General features: G+C 70.7%; 12 protein-coding genes and 1 pseudogene. 11 read left to right on the top strand and 2 right to left on the bottom strand.

Features of this window, described 5'->3' with window-relative positions:
• Positions 1-21: 21 nt before the first annotated feature.
• The 10 genes from ACFVXG_RS25500 (at position 22) to ACFVXG_RS25455 (ending at position 13,625) form a co-directional block, all read left to right on the top strand.
• The gene (locus ACFVXG_RS25500; protein ID WP_387930730.1) at positions 22-1,755 is read left to right on the top strand and encodes a phytoene desaturase family protein; all 1,734 of its coding nucleotides are present in this window, start codon (positions 22-24) and stop codon (positions 1,753-1,755) included.
• Positions 1,756-1,795: 40 nt separating this feature from the next.
• Complete coding sequence (sbnB, locus tag ACFVXG_RS25495; RefSeq protein WP_387930729.1) at positions 1,796-2,899, top strand: 2,3-diaminopropionate biosynthesis protein SbnB; 1,104 nt, start codon at positions 1,796-1,798, stop codon at positions 2,897-2,899.
• A gap of 154 nt (positions 2,900-3,053) precedes the next feature.
• Positions 3,054-3,536 (top strand): MaoC family dehydratase, encoded by a 483-nt coding sequence (locus tag ACFVXG_RS25490; protein ID WP_387930728.1) that lies wholly within the window; start codon positions 3,054-3,056, stop codon positions 3,534-3,536.
• 92 nt (positions 3,537-3,628) lie between these two features.
• Positions 3,629-4,948 (top strand): sensor domain-containing protein, encoded by a 1,320-nt coding sequence (locus tag ACFVXG_RS25485; RefSeq protein ID WP_387930727.1) that lies wholly within the window; start codon positions 3,629-3,631, stop codon positions 4,946-4,948.
• On the top strand, positions 4,912-5,556 hold the full coding sequence (locus ACFVXG_RS25480) for a LuxR C-terminal-related transcriptional regulator (protein ID WP_387930726.1): 645 nt from the start codon (positions 4,912-4,914) through the stop codon (positions 5,554-5,556). Before ACFVXG_RS25485 ends, ACFVXG_RS25480 begins: the two co-directional genes overlap by 37 nt.
• A gap of 1,069 nt (positions 5,557-6,625) precedes the next feature.
• Entirely contained in the window at positions 6,626-7,234 is a 609-nt protein-coding gene (locus ACFVXG_RS25475) for a hypothetical protein (protein WP_387930725.1), read from the top strand.
• 13 nt (positions 7,235-7,247) lie between these two features.
• On the top strand, positions 7,248-8,588 hold the full coding sequence (locus tag ACFVXG_RS25470) for a Dyp-type peroxidase (RefSeq protein WP_387930724.1): 1,341 nt from the start codon (positions 7,248-7,250) through the stop codon (positions 8,586-8,588).
• Positions 8,589-8,614: 26 nt separating this feature from the next.
• Complete coding sequence (locus tag ACFVXG_RS25465) at positions 8,615-9,712, top strand: catalase family protein (RefSeq protein ID WP_387930723.1); 1,098 nt, start codon at positions 8,615-8,617, stop codon at positions 9,710-9,712.
• A 104-nt stretch (positions 9,713-9,816) separates the two neighbouring features.
• The gene (locus ACFVXG_RS25460) at positions 9,817-10,464 is read left to right on the top strand and encodes a TetR/AcrR family transcriptional regulator (RefSeq protein WP_387930722.1); all 648 of its coding nucleotides are present in this window, start codon (positions 9,817-9,819) and stop codon (positions 10,462-10,464) included.
• A gap of 521 nt (positions 10,465-10,985) precedes the next feature.
• Complete coding sequence (locus tag ACFVXG_RS25455; protein WP_387930721.1) at positions 10,986-13,625, top strand: RICIN domain-containing protein; 2,640 nt, start codon at positions 10,986-10,988, stop codon at positions 13,623-13,625.
• A 293-nt stretch (positions 13,626-13,918) separates the two neighbouring features.
• Here the strand turns inward: ACFVXG_RS25455 and ACFVXG_RS25450 are convergent, their stop codons facing one another.
• A complete protein-coding gene (locus ACFVXG_RS25450) occupies positions 13,919-15,538 on the bottom strand; it encodes an MFS transporter (protein ID WP_387930720.1) in 1,620 nt (539 codons plus the stop codon).
• A 186-nt stretch (positions 15,539-15,724) separates the two neighbouring features.
• Here ACFVXG_RS25450 and ACFVXG_RS25445 point away from each other — a divergent pair.
• A pseudogene (locus ACFVXG_RS25445) lies at positions 15,725-16,480 on the top strand (DUF2993 domain-containing protein); the annotation flags it as partial.
• 89 nt (positions 16,481-16,569) lie between these two features.
• Here the strand turns inward: ACFVXG_RS25445 and ACFVXG_RS25440 are convergent.
• A complete protein-coding gene (locus tag ACFVXG_RS25440; protein ID WP_387930719.1) occupies positions 16,570-17,205 on the bottom strand; it encodes a TetR/AcrR family transcriptional regulator in 636 nt (211 codons plus the stop codon).
• Positions 17,206-17,207 lie beyond the last annotated feature (2 nt).

The raw sequence follows: 17,207 nt of genomic DNA, 5'->3' as shown, positions 1-17,207 counted from the left end.
GTCCGACGAACGGGGGCGGAAATGCGGGAAGCACAGAGTCCGACGGCCGGCGGCGGCAGGGACCACCACGACGACCACTACGACGCGATCGTGGTCGGCAGCGGCCTCGGCGGGCTGGTCAGCGCGGCGTACCTGGCCGCCGACGGACGCCGCGTGCTGGTCCTCGAACAGCACGACGTGGCGGGCGGCAACGCCCACGTCTTCCGGCGCCGGCGCAAGTACGAGTTCGACGTGGGCACCCACTACGTCGGCGACTGCGGGCCCGACGGCATCCTCCCCGCGATCCTGTCCGGCCTCGGCGTCCGCGACCGGGTCTCCTTCCGCCCGATGGACAACGAGCAGGGCTTCGACCGGATCATCACCCCCACCGCCACGCTGGACGTGCCGGCCGGCTGGACGGCCTACCGCGACCGGCTGTGCGACGCGCTGCCCGAGGAGACCGAGGGCATCGACCGCTTCGTCCACCTCGCCGAAGCGGTGGCCGGCGCCACCCGGGAGGCCCTGCTCGGCCGCTCCATGGTCGACCTGTTCCGCCAGTACCCGGACACCATGCGCTGGGCCCGCCGGGCCCGGACCCTCGCCGACGCCCTGGACCACTGCGGCGTCTCCCCCAAGGCCCGCACCCTGCTCGCCGCCCAGGCCGGCAACTACGGCACCATGCCGGACGGCATCACCTTCGCCGAGCACTCCGCCATGCTCGACCACTACCTGCGCGGCGCCTACTACCCGGAGGGCGGCGGACAGGTCCTGGTGGCCGCCTTCGTCGAGGCCCTGGAGTCGTACGGCGGCGAGCTGCGCACCCGCTGCGAGGTGCGCCGCATCCTGATCGAGGAGGGGCGCGCCACCGGCGTCGAACTCGCCGACGGCACCCGGCTATCCGCTCCCCTGGTGATCTCCAACGCCGACTACCGCCGCACCGTGCTCGACCTGTGCGGCGGCGAGCGGGCCTTCCCCGCCGACCTGGTCGACCGGACCCGCACCGCCACCATGCGCGGCGCCCTGGTCGCGGTCTACATCGCGCTCGACACCGAGCTGCCCGGCCTGCCCAACGCCAACCTCTGGTGGCACGGCAGCGACGACATGGAGGCCGCGCACGCCGCCATGATCGAACGCTGGGAGCGCGAGCGCAGGATGGACTCGATACCCCAGCTGATGTTCTCCTTCGCCTCCCACAAGGACCCGGACGCGGCCGCGGTCTGCCCGCCCGGCCACACCAACTTCCAGCTGCTCACCCTCTGCCCGCCCGGCTACGACTTCTGGGGCGTGCGGGGCGGCCCGGCGGACGGCGAGCCCTACCGCCGCGACGCCGCCTACCAGGACCGCAAGCGGCAGTTCACCGAACTGATGCTGACCACCGCCGAGAAGGTGATCGGCCCCTTCCGGGACCGCATCACCCACCTCGAGACGGCGACCCCGCTCAGCCACGAGCGCTACATCCGCAGCAGCGGCGGCACCCCGTACGGCATGGCCCGCTGGGGCAGCGTCAGCCAGCGGCCCGACCTGCGCACCGACGTCGAGGGCCTGTACGTGGTCGGCCAGAGCACCCGCTTCGGCAGCGGCCTGAGCGCGGTCGCCACCGGCGGCGTGGTCGCCGCCGGGCAGATCCTCGACCGCCCGCTGATGCCCGAACTGGTCGCCGGCACGGTGCTCGGCGACCCGGCCAGGCTGCCCGACCGCGGCCCCGGCTGGGACCCGCTACTGGTCTCCCGCGGCCGCGCCCGGCAGAGCGCCAAGGGCCTCGCCCGGATCGGCTGAACCTCCACTCCCGTCCCACCCGACCAGGAGCAGTGTTCCCATGACCAGTGCCGCCACGCCCGGCGCCACCACCAGTGCTGCCACGCCCGGTGCACCGACCTTCGCCGTCGTCTCCGGCGCCCAGGTGCACGAGGCCCTCCACGGCCACGAGCAGGACGTCATCGCCACCGTCGAGGCCGCCTACCGGCTGCACGGCGAGGGGCGGACGGTCAACCCGGACTCGTACTTCCTGCGCTTCCCGGACCGCCCGTCCGACCGGATCATCGCCCTCCCGGCCTCGCTCCGGCCCTCCGGCGAGGGCGGCCCCGGCGACTCCGGCGACCCCGGCGTGCACGGCATCAAGTGGATCTCCAGCTTCCCGGGGAACGTGGCGGCCGGCCTGCCGCGCGCCTCCGCCGTCCTGATCCTCAACGACGCGGAGACCGGCTACCCGTTCGCCTGCCTGGAGAGCTCGATCATCAGCGCGGTGCGCACCGCCGCCTCCGCCGCCCTCGCCGCCGCCCGGCTGGCCGACGCCCGCGGCGAACGCCCGCGCCGGGTCGGCTTCTTCGGGGTCGGCCTGATCGCCCGCTACATCCACACCTACCTCGCCGCCAACGGCTTCGACTTCACCGAGGCCGGCGTCCACGACCTCTCCGCCGACCACGCCCGGGGCTTCGCCGACTACCTGCGCCGGTCCGAGGGCGAGGAGTTGACGGTCACCGTCCACGAGAAGCCCGAGGACCTGGTCCGCTCCGCCGACCTGGTCGTCTTCGCCACCGTGGCCGGCGAACCGCACGTGACGGACCCCTCCTGGTTCGACCACCACCCGCTCGTGCTGCACATCTCGCTGCGCGACCTCTCCCCCGGGATCGTCCTCGACTCCTGGAACGCGGTCGACGACATCGACCACTGCCTGAAGGCCGGCACCTCCCCGCACCTGGCCGAACAGCAGGTCGGCCACCGGGAGTTCGTGGCCGGAACGCTGTACGACGTGCTCACCGGCGCGATCACCCCGCCCGCCGACCGCCCGGTGGTCTTCTCCCCCTTCGGCCTCGGCGTGCTCGACCTGGCCGTCGCCAAGCACGTCTACGACCACGTCCGGTCCGAGGACCAACTGCACACCGTCCCCGGCTTCTTCCACGAGCTCAAGCGCTACGGCTGACCCCCGCGCCACCACCGGGCGCCTGCCCCCACCCGGGGGCGGGCGCCCTTGCCCTTTCCCCTCCGCCTACCCTCCTCCCCCTCCCCTTCTCCTCTCCTCCTCCCGTCAGCGGAGCGTCAGTTGAGCGTCAGCCCCGGGAGCGGACAATCACCCCATGAGATCCTTTGCCACCCTGGCCGAGTTCACCGAGGCGACCGGCGAGCACCTCGGCTACAGCGACTGGCTGGTCGTCACCCAGCACAACGTCGACCGGTTCGCCGGCGCGACCGGCGACCTCCAGTGGATCCACGTGGACCCCGAGCGCGCGGCCACCGGCCCGTTCGGCACCACCATCGTCCACGGCTACATGACGCTCGGCCTGCTGCCCGCGATGATGCGCGCGATCTTCGAGATCGAGGACGTCACGATGGGCGTCAACTTCGGCCTGGACAAGGTGCGTTTCCCGCACCCGGTGAAGGTCGGCGCCCGGGTCCGCGGCGGCGCCCGGGTCACCAGCGTCCGCGAGACCCCGGCCGGCCACCTGGCCGCGGTGCGGATGACCGTGGAGATCGAGGGCGAGACCCGCGCGGCCTGCGTGGCCGACACCCTCTCCCTCTTCGTCGCCGACCCCATCCCCGTTGCCCAAGAGGGGAGTTAGTACTACCGATTTCCGCGCCCCACCGCCGCCAGAATGGTCTCCCCGGCCACCGCGGCCGGGGTCGCACGCAGGCACCAGAGAGGAGCGTGTCCATGGACCGCACGATGCAGCTCGGGTCCGACCCGGCACCGGCCGAGATCAGGGGCTTCTCCGCCTCCGCCGGACTCACCGGACTTCGGCGCGCGTTGACCCTCTGCTGGCTCTCCGTCGCCGCCTTCGGCCGCTCCCTCGGGCTCACCACCGCGATCTCCCTGATCGGCCCGGGGCTCGGCCTGGTCCCCCGGTCGATGGAGCGCGTCCGCGCCCTGGCGGCCCGTCAGCGCGGCCTGGCCGAGGACTGGTCGGGCGTCCGGATCCCCGGCCCGCCCGGACCGCTGCCGCCCACCCCCGAGGGCGCCTCCGGGGCGATCGCCCGCTACCGCTGGATCATGAGCGACCCGCAGACCCGTCGGGAGTTCGCCTGGGTCCTCACCGACCCGATCGCCGGAGGCTTCCTCGCCTTCGGCCCGATCGCCCTGGTGCTCAGCGGCTTCTGGGGCGTCTTCCTGGCCTTCTTCGGCGTCCCGCTGTCCACCGAGTGGGACGGCCTCTGGTACCAGTTCATCCCGATCGACGGCCAGGCCACCGCCGTCCTGGCCGGCGTCCTCGGCCTGCTCCAACTCCCGCTCGCCCTCTGGGTCGCGCCCCGCGCCGTGCGCAAGCACGCCCGCTACACCCGCTCGATGCTCGCCCCGAGCGAGCAGGAGCTGATGGCCAGCCGGATCGAGCACCTCACCACCACCCGCAGCACCGCGGTGGACACCCAGATGGCCGAGATCCGCCGGATCGAACGCGACCTCCACGACGGCGCCCAGGCCCGCCTGGTCGCGATGGGCATGACCCTGGACGCCGCCGAGCACCTCCTGGAGACCAACCCGGACGCCGTCCGCGCCCTGCTGATCGAGGCCCGGGAGTCCTCCTCCAAGGCCCTGGAGGAGATCCGCAACCTGGTCCGCGGCATCCACCCGCCCGTCCTCGCCGACCGCGGACTCGCCGACGCGGTACGGGCGTTGGCGATGGTCTGCCCGGTCCCCACCGAGGTCGCGGTGGACCTCCCCGGCCGCCCCGAGATGCCCGTCGAGTCCGCCGCCTACTTCGCCATCTCGGAGATCCTCACCAACGTCTCCAAGCACTCCCACGCCGACCGCGCCTGGATCGACATCCGCTACGATCACGGCATGCTGCGCGTCACGGTCACGGACACCGGCCGCGGCGGCGCGGACGCCACCCGCGGCACCGGCCTGCGCGGCATCGAGCGACGGCTCGCCACCTTCGACGGCGTCCTCGCGGTCAGCAGCCCCGTCAACGGCCCCACCATGGTCACCATGGAGCTCCCGTGCGCATTGTCCTCGCCGAAGACCACTTCCTCCTGAGGGACGGCCTGATCCGCCTCCTCCAGGCCTACGGCCACGAGGTCGCCGCCGCCGTCGACAACGGCGCCGACCTCCTCCGCGCCCTCACCGACCACCAGCCGGACGTCGCCGTCGTCGACGTCCGGCTCCCCCCCAACTTCACCGACGAGGGCCTGCGCGCCGTCCTCACCGCCCGCCGCACCATGCCCACCCTCCCGGTCCTCCTCCTCTCCCAGTACGTCGAACCCCTCTACGCCCGCGAACTCCTCGCCAGCGGCGGCCGCGGCGTCGGCTACATGCTCAAGGACCGCGTCACCAACGGCTCCCAGTTCCTCGACTCCATCCACCGCGTCGCCGACGGCGGCACCGCCATGGACCCCGAGGTCATCTCCCAACTCCTGATCCGCAAGGAACGCGACGAATCCGTCGCCGCCCTCTCCACCCGCGAACGCGAAGTCCTCGAATGGGTCGCCCAGGGCCGCTCCAACGCCGGCATCGCCCAGGGCCTCTTCATCACCGAGAAGGCCGTCGCCAAACACATCAGCAACATCTTCACCAAACTCAACCTCCTCCCCACCGACGCCGACAACCGCCGCGTCCTCGCCGTCCTCGCCTACCTCGACCAATAACCCCCGGACAACGCAGAAGGCCCGGTCAGAACATCTGACCGGGCCTTCCATCTTCTGAGCCGCCTGCGGGATTCGAACCCGCGACCTACGCATTACGAGACCAACCGGGATCGTGTTGCATGGTGTCGCACCGTGCCGTCTCGTGACGTTTTGCCTGATCAGAGCATGTGCGGCAGGTTGACCCGTGCCACCCCATGCTGCACCGTCCGAAGGCGTCCGTCCACCGGCTGTCCACCGAGCCGGGTCTGACACCGACCAGATCCCGGCTCCTGGCGCCTTGTCACTTCCATACAAAAGCATTGCCTGTCACTGAGCACAAGCTGATTAGCCGTCAGAAACGGCAACCAATGCAATGGCGGGATGTGGCGTGCTGCCGGAGATCGGGCGGCCGGGCATGGACCAGTCGGTTCGCCATGACGGCGGCGCCCCAGCCGTTCAGCCTGCTGCGCCGGCCCCTGCCCCGCTAGGTGTCACACCTTTCCTCCCGCTCGTCGCCCCGCAGTTCCGGCTCCACGGCAGCCAGAACCTGAATCCGAACGTGGATTCGCTTATGGCGCTGACGACTCGCCCGTCGAGCTGCTCCGACGCATGCGGGAGTGCGCGACGAACAGGACCACGGGCGTTCTCCACGGATGGCCTGCGCCCAGATGGGCGCCCTCTACCTACCCCACGGCGCTACTGGCTCCGCGTCAGGGGCGACAGCCTCGAGCGCGGCGGGGCCGGGGAGAGCTCCCATCTCGCCACTCACCCCGGCATCGACGTCACCCGCTGGACGTCTTCGATGCCGGCGTGTCGGCGGCAACGCCGAGATTCTGGCCGCCGTTGAACCTCGAGAAGGTGCCCCGTGTGGTTCGGGCGAGCGGCACGTTGACAAAGCACTCGCGCAAACTGATGATGTGATCAGTTATGCGGAGATACTCATCCTCGCTACGCCTCTCTGCGCACCACGTGGCAAAGTGGCTGATTTGCGACTTATATGAAAACCCTCACGATCCGTACTGATGCGGCTCCGCCGAGTCGCCGTGCAGCGTCGGTCGACGGTCGACGCCGGACCACAAGGAGAGGTGCCATGACCGAGACCGATCTGCAGTCGAAGTTCCAGAAGCTGCCGGAGGCCGTCCGGGAGAAGGTGGACGCTGCGCTGTCGGACGCGAAGATCGCGCTCAAGCTCCGCATTGCCGAGGTGCTGGCCGACAAGGAGGAGATGGCCGAACACGCCGTCACCACCGCCGGCCGGATCGGCGCCAAGAGCGGTGAGGTGTCCGAGCTGACGACGATCCTGCCGCTGAAGCCGAACGGCGCCGAGCGGCTGCGGAAGTTCTTCAAGCTGGTCGGCGGGAACCTGGCGGGCGCCGGTCAGGTCGGCACGCTGCACAACATGCGCTTCGTGTTCCTCGACAACGACACCAAGCTGCTGTTCGCGACCGCTTTCGACGGCGAGTGGGACCCCTACATCGACGACTTCGCCACCAAGATCCCCGAGTTCATGGACTACCTGTTCAGCAACGTCGAGGGCTGGCCCGGCATCACCTCGCCGGACGTGAAGGAGTTCATCGTCAAGTACCAGGTTCCGGCGGAGGCGTGGTTCGTCGCCCATCCCAACCTCACCGTCGCGGAAGGCCACCGGCTCAAGCGGCAGGAGGCGGCGGTGCAGCGGTTCCTGTCGGACCTGAACTGAAGGCGGGCGCACCGTGCCTTCCCCGCTGTTCCGGCGGCTGCGCCGGCCTCCGACCCTGGATCTCGACGACATCCAGGCGACCCTGCTGCGGGCCCGGCCCGAGCCCTACTTCGGCACCCACGCGATCCTGGAGATCACCGAACCGGCCGCGGGCAGGGAACTGCTGCGCCGACTGGCTCCGCGGGTGACCTCGGCGGCCCGCTGGGACGAACCGCAGCCGTCCTGGCTGGCCCTCGCCCTCAGCTACCAGGGACTGGTCGCGCTGGGCGTGCCGGAGACCTCACTGGCCTCCTTCCCGGCCAACTTCCGTGCCGGGATGGCGGCCCGCGCCGAGCGGCTGCGGGACACGGGCGTGAACGCGCCCGAGAACTGGGAGTTCCCTTTCGGCACCCCGCGCGTGCACGTGGCCGTCACGGTCTACGCCGCGAGCGAGGACGACTGGCGGGCCGAAGTCGCCGCCTACGAGAAGGAGTTGGGCGAGGTTCCGGGTGTGCGGCTGCTGTCGCACCAGGACTTCGCGGCCGACGGGTTCAATGTCTTCGGCTACCGGGACGGCTTCAGCCAGCCGGTGGTCGAGGGCAGCGGCGCCGAACCGCTGCCGGGCGACGGGCGCCCGATCAAGGCGGGCGAGTTCGTGCTCGGCTACCCGAGCGAGACCGGTCTGCCGCTGGCCGTGCCGGCTCCGGACGTCCTGGGGCGCAACGGCACGTACGTGGTCTTCCGCAAGTACCACTCCCACGTCGCAGCCTTCAACAAGTGGCTGCACGACAACGCCGCCACCGAGGCCGAACGTGAACTGCTGGCCGCCAAGCTCGTCGGCCGCTGGCGCAGTGGCGCGCCCCTGGCCCTGGCCCCCGAGCGCGACGATCCCGCGATCGGCGAGGACCCGAACCGGATCAACGACTTCGACTACGCCGCCGACCCGCGCGGACTGCGCACACCGCTGGGTTCCCACATCCGCCGGATGAACCCGCGCGACACCAAGCTCACGGTCCTCAGCGACGTCAACATCCGCCGGATCGTCCGCCGCGGAACCTCCTACGGCACCCCGCTGCCCCCGGACCGGCTCAAGGACGACGGCAAGCCGCGCGGCCTGGACTTCATCGCCCTCGGCGCCCGCGCGATCGACAACGTCGAGTTCCTGCAGAGCGAATGGGTCGGCTCCGGCAACTTCATGGGCCTGGGCAAGGAGAAGGACCCCATGATCTCCCTCCAGGACAAAGGCGCCTACTACACCGTGCCGGGCACCCCGCCCCGCAGGGTGCAGAACATCCAGTCCTTCAACACCCTGCTCGGCGGCGAGTACTTCTTCATGCCCAGCCTCTCCGCAATCCGCTGGCTCGGCAGCATCTGACCCCTACCCTCGCGCGGAGGCCATCCATGACAGCACCCCGCACGTACGTCCAGTACCGCCCCGACCTCGAACAGCCCTTCCCCGACGAGGAGGAACTGATCCGCCAGGTCGTCGCGGCCATGGGCAAGGCCAACCAGCAGGTCGCCGACAAACACCGGCACGGCCTGCGCGACGCCCACGCCAAGAGCCACGGCGTCCTCGCCGGCGAACTGCGCATCCACTCCGATCTCCCCGCCCACCTGGCCCAGGGCCTCTTCGCCCAACCGGCCACCTACCCGGTGATCGTCCGCTTCTCCTCCGCCCCCGGCGACCTGCGCTCCGACCAAGTGCCCTTCCAACGCGGCATCGCCATCAAGGTCATCGGCGCGCCCGGCCCCCGCGCCCTCGACGACGGCCACACCACCCAGGACTTCCTCCTCGTCAACCACCCCACCCTCCCCTTCGGGAACATCGCCGAGTACGCCAAACTCCAGGACCTGCTGGAAAAGCAGCCCCGCCAGAGCGACCAGCAGCTCCAGCTCACCGGGCTGGCCGCCCGCGCCGCCGCCAAGGCCCTCACCCGCGTGGGACGCCCGCTCCCACCGGCCGTCGAGACCCTGGCCGCCGCCAACCACCACATCCTCGGCGAGACCTTCCACTCCATGGCCGCCCTGCGCTACGGCGACCACGTCGCCAAGATCTCGGCCGCGCCGCGCTCCGCCAACGTGCGGGCCCTGACCGGCCGGCCCGTCGAGAAGAAGGCCGGCGAGTCGGCGCTGCGCGACCTCGTCGTCGACTTCTTCGCACACAACAGCGCCGAATACGACATCCGCGCCCAACTGTGCACGGACATCGACCGCATGCCCGTGGAGGACGCGTCGATCCGGTGGCCCGAGGAGCTGTCACCCCACGAAGTCGTGGCCGTGCTCCACCTGCCCACCCAGGACGCCTACAGCGACGCCCGCCGCCGCTACGCCGACGACGTCCTCTCCTTCAGCCCCTGGCACGCCCTGGAGGCCCACCGTCCACTGGGCTCCATCATGCGCTCCCGCCGCGCCGCCTACCCCAGCTCCAGCGACTTCCGCCACCGCCTCAACGGGATCGACCCGCAGGAGCCGGCGAGCATCAAGGAACTCCCCGCCTGATCAGGCAGGCCGGTCCGGGGACGCGGCCACGGATCGGAGCGGGACTCACATGCCAGAATGGACCTGCCCGTTCTCCGTCCGGTTTTCGTCATCGAGGATCTTCCGTGTCCAAGCCCGTTGGCCGTGTGCCGCAGCGACGCAATGCACGGTCCAACCGGGCGCGCATCCTGGCCACCGCACGCCAGGAGCTCGGGCAGAACCCCGACACCACGTTGGAGGAGCTGGCGCGCGCCTCCGGTGTCGTCAGGCGCACCCTTTTCGGGCACTTCCCCGGACGGGCAGCACTCCTGGAGGCCCTGGCCGAGGAGGCCACCGAGGCTCTCCAGGCCGCTGCGGCAGCCGGGGTGAAGGCGACGGACCCGGCCGAGCGGGCACTCGCGCGCTTGTCGTTGTCGATGTGGCCGGTGGGCGACCGATACCGGATGCTCCTGGCGCTGGCCCAGCGGGACCTTGGCACGGAACGGGTCACCGAGATCCTCGAGCCCGCCCGCGTCCAGGTCACCGCCATTCTGGAACGGGGGCAGCGGGACGGCGTCTTCCACTCCCACCTGCCGCCCGCCGTCATGGGTGCCGGCCTGGAGGCGATGACGGTCGCCCTGCTGGAACAGGTCAACACCGGCGCGCTGGAGGACGACGGGACGCGCACGGCCGTCGCCACGCTCATCGCGGCCGGTGTGCCGGAGAAGCAGGCGCACATCGTGGTCGACGACGTGGCCGCCGCAGTCGCGGCGGAGGCCGCCGCCGACAGCTGAGTTCCGGCACGGTTGTTGACGCTGGGTCCGAACAGACCCCGGTGTGCTAAGGCACCGGGGTCTTGTCACGTGTGCCCCGCCTCCGATGTTGTGGTGACGTCGAGCGCTCCGGTGGTGGGAAGCGAGGTCACGGCGGCGGCACCGGCGGTGGCCTTCAGCAGTTCCGGTACGACGGGCTGTTGGGGAAGTAAGTCGGCCTGTACGACGGTGGTCCGCCCTCGACTACGGGGTCGCCGCGCGGCTGGTCACCGACAACCGTTCCGTGAGCACTGCGCAGTTTCCCCTGACGAGCCCGGATCTGCCGCCGATGGGACATCCCCGTCGGGCGCGCCATGTCTGCCGCCCCGTCACCCACCAATTACCGCCGCGCGCCCAAAGGTTGCCGTGATCAGGGAGGAAAAGATCTCCCGGCTCGCGGCAACCTTTTGCGGCCCCGGCGACCACAGGGGAGTGGATCCGACCGGTCCCGGAGCCCGGATCCGCCCTCCCCCGTGCACAGTTCGCAAGGAGAACCTCCACTCATGAGCAACCCCACGAACGGCAGGCGCCGCGGGCGCCACCGCCGTCGCCTGAGCGCCACGGCTCTGGTGCTCGGTGTGTCCCTCACCGTCGGGTCGTACTACGTGTTCGTACACGAGGACTCCCAGGCCGCGACGGTCGACGGCGATGCCTACTACAGGCTGGTCTCGGTACGCAGCGGCCAGGTGGTGGACGTCGACGCCTTCTCCACCGCCGACGGCACCCGGATCCAGCAGTGGACCGACCAGAACACCGCCAACCAGCAGTGGAAACTGAAGTCCACCGGGGACGGCTACTACGAGCTGGTGAACCGCAACAGCGGCAAGGTGCTGGGCATAGCGGGCGACTCGACCAGCCAGGGGGCCGTCGCCGAGCAGCAGACGGACCGCTCCTCCGCCTCCCAGCAGTGGCGGATCGGCGAGGTGAGCGGGTCCGACGCCGTCACCTTCACCTCCCGCAGGAGCGGTCAGGTCCTGGACGTCACGGGCAACTCCACGGCCCAGGGCACGCAGATCATCCAGTGGCCCGGGTGGGGTGGTGCCAACCAGCAGTGGAAGCTGGTGAGGGTGCCCGGCACGCCGGTGCCCGGGGCCGGATCCGGCGGCGCACAGGGCTCCGGCCCGTACGTGTGGCACAACGCCCCGGTGGCGGGCGGTGGTTACGTCACCGGCCTGGTCTTCAACCAGAAGGAGAAGGGCCTGCTGTACGCGCGCACCGACATGGGCGGCGCGTACCGCTGGGACACCGGCGCCGAGCAGTGGATCCCGCTGACCGACTGGATCGGTCAGAAGGACTGGAACCTGCTGGGCATCGAGTCGCTGGCCACCGACCCGGTCGACCCGGACCGGCTCTACCTCGCGGCCGGCACTTACACCAACGACTGGGCCGGCAACGGCGCGATCCTGCGCTCCACCGACCGCGGCCGCACCTTCCAGCGCACCGACCTGCCGTTCAAGCTGGGCGGCAACGAGGACGCCCGCGGGGCAGGCGAGCGCCTGGTGATCGACCCGGCAAACCACGACCACCTGCTGCTGGGCACCCGCAAGAACGGCCTGTGGCGCAGCACCGACGCCGGTGTGACCTGGAGTCAGGTCTCCTCGTTCCCGGTCAAGGACGGCGCGAGCTTCGGCACCGGCATCTCCTTCGTGACGTACGGCCCGACCGGCAGCAACACGGTCTACGTCGGCGTCGCCGACAGGTCCACCAACCTGTACCGGTCCACCGACGGCGGCAACTCCTGGCAGTCGGTCTCCGGGCAGCCCACCGGCCAGGTGCCGCAGCACGGCGTGCTCTCCGGTGACGGCTCGCTGTACGTGTCGTACTCCAACAACACCGGCCCGAACAACGTGTCGGGCGGCTCGGTGTGGAAGTACACCGGCGGGGCGTGGAAGAACATCTCGCCGTCGCAGGGCAACTACGGCTTCGGCGGTCTGGCCGTCGACCCGCAGAAGCCTTCCACGGTGATGGTCAACACGCTGGACCGCTGGTGGCCGCAGGACGAGGTCTACCGCAGCACCGACGGCGGTGCGACCTGGAAGACCCAGTCCGACAGGTCCGTGCGGGACGCCTCCATCGCCCCGTACCTCGGCACCGGCATCGGGCACTGGATGACCGCGCTGAGCATCGACCCCTTCGACTCCGGGCACGTGCTGTACGGCACCGGCAACGGCATCTGGGCCAGCAAGGACGCCAACGCGACCGACAACGGCGGCACCAGCCACTGGTTCATCGGAGCCCGCGGGCTGGAGGAGACGGCGTACTACGACGCGGTCTCCACACCCGCCGCCGCCCTCATCACCGCGCTGGGCGACCAGGGCGGCTTCGTGTACGACGACCTGACGAAGGAGCCTGCCGGGCGGCTGACCAACCCGGAGATCTACAACAGCACCTCCGTCGACTTCGCCCAGTCCAACCCCTCGCTGGTGGTCCGGGTCGGCCGGGGCGGCAAGCAGGACGGCGCCCTGTCCACCGACGGCGGCCACACCTGGAACGGCTTCAAGGGCGAGCCGGTGCCCAGTGCGGACAGCGGCCACATCGCGATCGCGGCCGACGGCTCCAGCTTCGTCTGGACCGAGGCCGGCCAGACCCCGTACCGCTCCACCGACCGGGGCGTGACCTGGTCGAGGGTCAACGGGCTGGGCACCGACGCCGTGGTCGTCGCCGACCGGTCCGTGGCCAACACCTTCTACTCGCTGAGCAACGGCACGCTCTACGCCAGCACCGACGGCGGCGCGAACTTCACCGCCCGCACCGGCAACCTGCCGGGCGGCAAGCTCAGCGCCGTCCCCGGCATCGCGGGCGACCTGTGGTTCGCCGGCGACGGCACGGGTCTGCTGCACTCCACCGACGGCGGCCGCAGCTTCACCAAGCTGTCCTCAGTGGAGAACGCCTCCGCCGTCGGCTTCGGCAAGGCCGCACCGGGCACCTCGTACCAGGCGCTGTACCTGATCGGCACCGTCAAGGGCGTCGCCGGCGTCTTCCGCTCCACCGACCAGGGCGCGAGCTGGCTGCGGATCAACGACGACGCGCACCAGTGGGGCAACTTCGCCGGCCAGCGCATCATCACCGGCGACCCCAACACCTACGGCCGGGTGTACATCGGCACCAACGGCCGCGGTCTCCAGTACGGCGACCCCTCCTGACCCCGACACCACAGCGGGGCCGCAGGCACAACGGCCCGCGGTCCCGCGCCGGTTGACGGAATGCCCTTCGCCCATGGTCCCGCTCGACGGGTCCGCCACAACCCGAAGGCACAAGGTCGTCGAAAGTCGAGCTCCCCGCTCGCATCAACACAAAGGGACGGTGCCGGGTATCCCCTACCGGCACCGTCCGGGGCCGTGCGCCGCTCAGGCACGGCCCGTTCTGGGGTGGAGGAGGCCGGATCGGGCTTCCGGCCTCCGGTCGGCGGTCGTGGGTCGCGCCGAACGCGTGGGGTTCAGACGGCGCCCACGGTTTCGCTCTCCGCCGCTGCTTCCGCCGCCACCGATTCCTCCTGACGGTGCTTCCCGGTGGCTTTGCGGCCGGGCAGTACGGCGATGACGATCAGGGTTCCGGCGCCCATGATGATCGCGCCGAGGAGGCTGGTGTGGGCGATGGCGTGGGCGAAGGACTCGTGCACTGCCCCGATCAGGGTCTGGGCCTGCTGGGGGCTGCCGCCCGGGGTCCTGGCGATGTGCTCGGCGACCGCGAGGCCGCCGCCCACCGAGTCCTTGGCGGTGTCCATCGCCTCGGCCGGCAAGCGACCGCCGACCAGGTCGGTCAGCTTGTCCTTGTAGGACGTGGCGAGGAGCGAACCGAGCACGGCGATCCCCAGCGCGCCGCCGAGTTCCAGCGCCGTGTCGTTGGCGCCGCCGCCGACGCCCAGCTCGGACTCGGGGAAGGAGCCCATGATGGTGTCGGTGGCCGGGGACAGGCTCAGGCCGATCGCGAAGCCGAGCATCAGCAGCGGCGCCAGGAAGTCCGAGTAGGTCGAGCCCGACTCGATCCGCGTGAGCAGGAAGACGCCCGCCGTGCCGATCACCATGCCGGCGCCGACGACCAGCCTCACGCCCAGCTTCGGGGCCAGCTTGCCGGTGACTGCGGCGCCCACGAAAACGGCTCCGGCCAGCGGCAGCAGGCGTACGCCGGTCTCCAGGGCGTTGTACCCGAGGACGAACTGCAGGAACTGCGTGGAGTAGTAGATCGAACCGAAGGTGCCGAAGAAGAAGAACAGCACCGCGAGCATCGAGCCGCCGAACGGGCGCTCCTTGAACTTGCGCACGTTCAGCATCGGGTTCGGATGCCTCGACTCCCAGGCCACGAAGGCCGGCAGGGCGACAGCGGCGACGACGGCCGCAGTGATCGGGCCGGCGCCCCAACCGAAGTGCGGGCCCTCGATGGTCGCGTAGACCAGGCTGCCGATGAAGACGATCGAGAGCAGGCCGCCGACGTAGTCGATCCGGCCCATGCCCGTCGCCTTGGATGGCGGCACCAGGAGCAGCGCTCCGACGACGCCGAGGACCGCGAGCGGGACGTTCATGAGGAAGGTGGAGCCCCAGGCGTGGTTCTCCAGCAGCCAGCCGGCGGCCACCGGCCCGGCGGCGATGGCGAGACCGGACGTGGCGCTCCAGGCCGTGATGGCCTTGGCGCGCTCCGCCCTGGGGAAGATCGCGACCAGCAGCGAAAGGGTGGCCGGCATGACGACGGCGGCACCGACGCCCATGATCGCGCGGGACAGGATGACCAGGCCGGTCTCGTGGACCAGGCCGCCCAGCACCGAGCCGCCCGCGAAGATCAGCAGGCCCAGGACGAGTGCGCCGCGGCGGCTGTACTTGTCGCCGATCGCGCCCAGGACGAGCATCAGCGCGGCGTACGGGACGGTGTAGCCGTCGATGACCCACTGGAGATCGCTGCTGGACAGCCCCAGATCCTTCGAGAGGTCCGGCGCGGCCACGACGAGCGACGTGTTCGCCATGACCACGATCAGCAGGCTCAGGCAGAGCACCAGCAGGGCCCACCAGCGCCGCGGATAGGGCCCGGTCATCTTCTCGGCGGGTGTGTTCGCAATGAGCGGCATCGAAAACTCCTTGGCGCGAGGCGAAGCGGAGGCTTCGGGGTTCGCGGATGGGGCGTGAAGGGCGGGCACGGCCATGGGCCGGCGAGGCACCGCGGGCAGTTAATTGCCCACTCATGTGCAGGCTATTTTATTGCCCATTGATGTGCAACTATCGGGGTCCCTGCCCAGTCGACCGGAGGCTCCGACATGACCCGCGCGCACATCGCCGACGAAAGGACACTCCGTGTACCAGTCCCAGCCCGAGACGAACTCGTCGGTGAGCGCCGCTACAGCGGCAGCGCCGTATGCGCGAGCCCCCCGGCCCCGCGGAGGCGGCGCCGGATCATCGCCGCGTCCCTCGTGTCGTTGCTGATCGGTGCCGTCGTTGTCGACCGGGTCGCCGCAGCCGGTGCGGAGAGCCGTATGGCAAAGGCATTCCAGGACGGCACGGGGACCGCGGAGCGGCCTTCGGTACACGTCAGGGGCTTCCCGGTGCTGACCCAGCTGGCCGAGGGCAGTCTGGGTCACGTCGACCTCACCGCCCACGACATACCTGCCGACGGCTCGGCACGACGACCCCTGCCGGTGACGAAGCTGTCGGTCGGCCTCGACGGTCTGAGCACCTCGGGGAACGCCGACGAGGCCCACGCCCGCAGGGTCGACGCGACCGCATTCCTGTCGTACGAGGACGTGTCGGCCGCGCTCGGCGTGAGCCTGTCGCGAGGTGACAAGCCGGGGCGGATCAACGCGACGGGCGCTCTGCCACTCGCCGGCGACGTGACCGTGAGCGCGGCCGTCTCGGCGACAAAGGACGACCACCTCGCCTTCACGGACCTCCGTACGGTCCAGCGCAAGCTCATCCCGCCCCTGAAGGCGCTGCTCGACAAAGCCCTGGAAGAGCCCGTCCCACTGGAGAACGTCCCCAAGGGGCTGCACCTACGCTCGGTCACCACCACGGAGAACGGGATCGAGGCCCGCTTCACCGGCCGCTCGGTCACCTTCCGTCCGCGCTCGCCGTCCACCGCGCAGGGGGGAGCGGACGCCGGGGTTGGTCAGGCGAGGTCGGGGAGGGGGCGCCGGGCGACCTCGTGGGCCTCGTCCGGCGGGACGCCCAGCATGCGCAGGACCATCTCGGCGAGGTTCACCGCGGCCTCGTCGCCGTCCACCTCGGGCCGGGCGAATCGCAGCTCCACCAGGGACAGCAGGGTTCCGCCCAGTGCAGACAGGGCGACCACCGGGTCGACGGCGGTGAAGCGACCGGAGGCCATGCCGACCTCGACGTCCCGCAGGGCCCGCCGGGCCAGGCCGTTGTCCGAGTGGATGTGGCCCAGACCCCGGCGGCGCAGCACCTGCATCAGCTCCGGGTGCGACTCGGCCATGCGGGCACTGAGCCGGAAGCCCGTCGCGACGAGCTCCGCGGGGTCGTCGATCCCGGCCAGGTGCTCGTCGAAGGCCTGGCCGAACTCCTCCAGAGCATCCTGCACCGCGGCCTCGAACAGCTCCGTCTTCGAGTCGAAGTGGTTGTAGAACGAGCCGAAGCCGACGTCGGCGCGCTCGGCGATCACCTGGATGCTGATGCTGGTGTCCCCGGCCTCGGCGAGTATCTGGCGCGCCGCGCGGACGAGAGCTCCGCGCGTCTCGGCGCGACGCCGCTCGAACCGGTTGCTGGGCGGGGCTGACGTAGGCATAC

The sequence above is a fragment of the Kitasatospora sp. NPDC058162 genome (assembly GCF_042884005.1).
Taxonomy (GTDB): domain Bacteria; phylum Actinomycetota; class Actinomycetes; order Streptomycetales; family Streptomycetaceae; genus Kitasatospora.
Note: the sequence above shows the minus strand (reverse complement) of the source record. Positions and strands in the feature narration are given on the sequence as shown.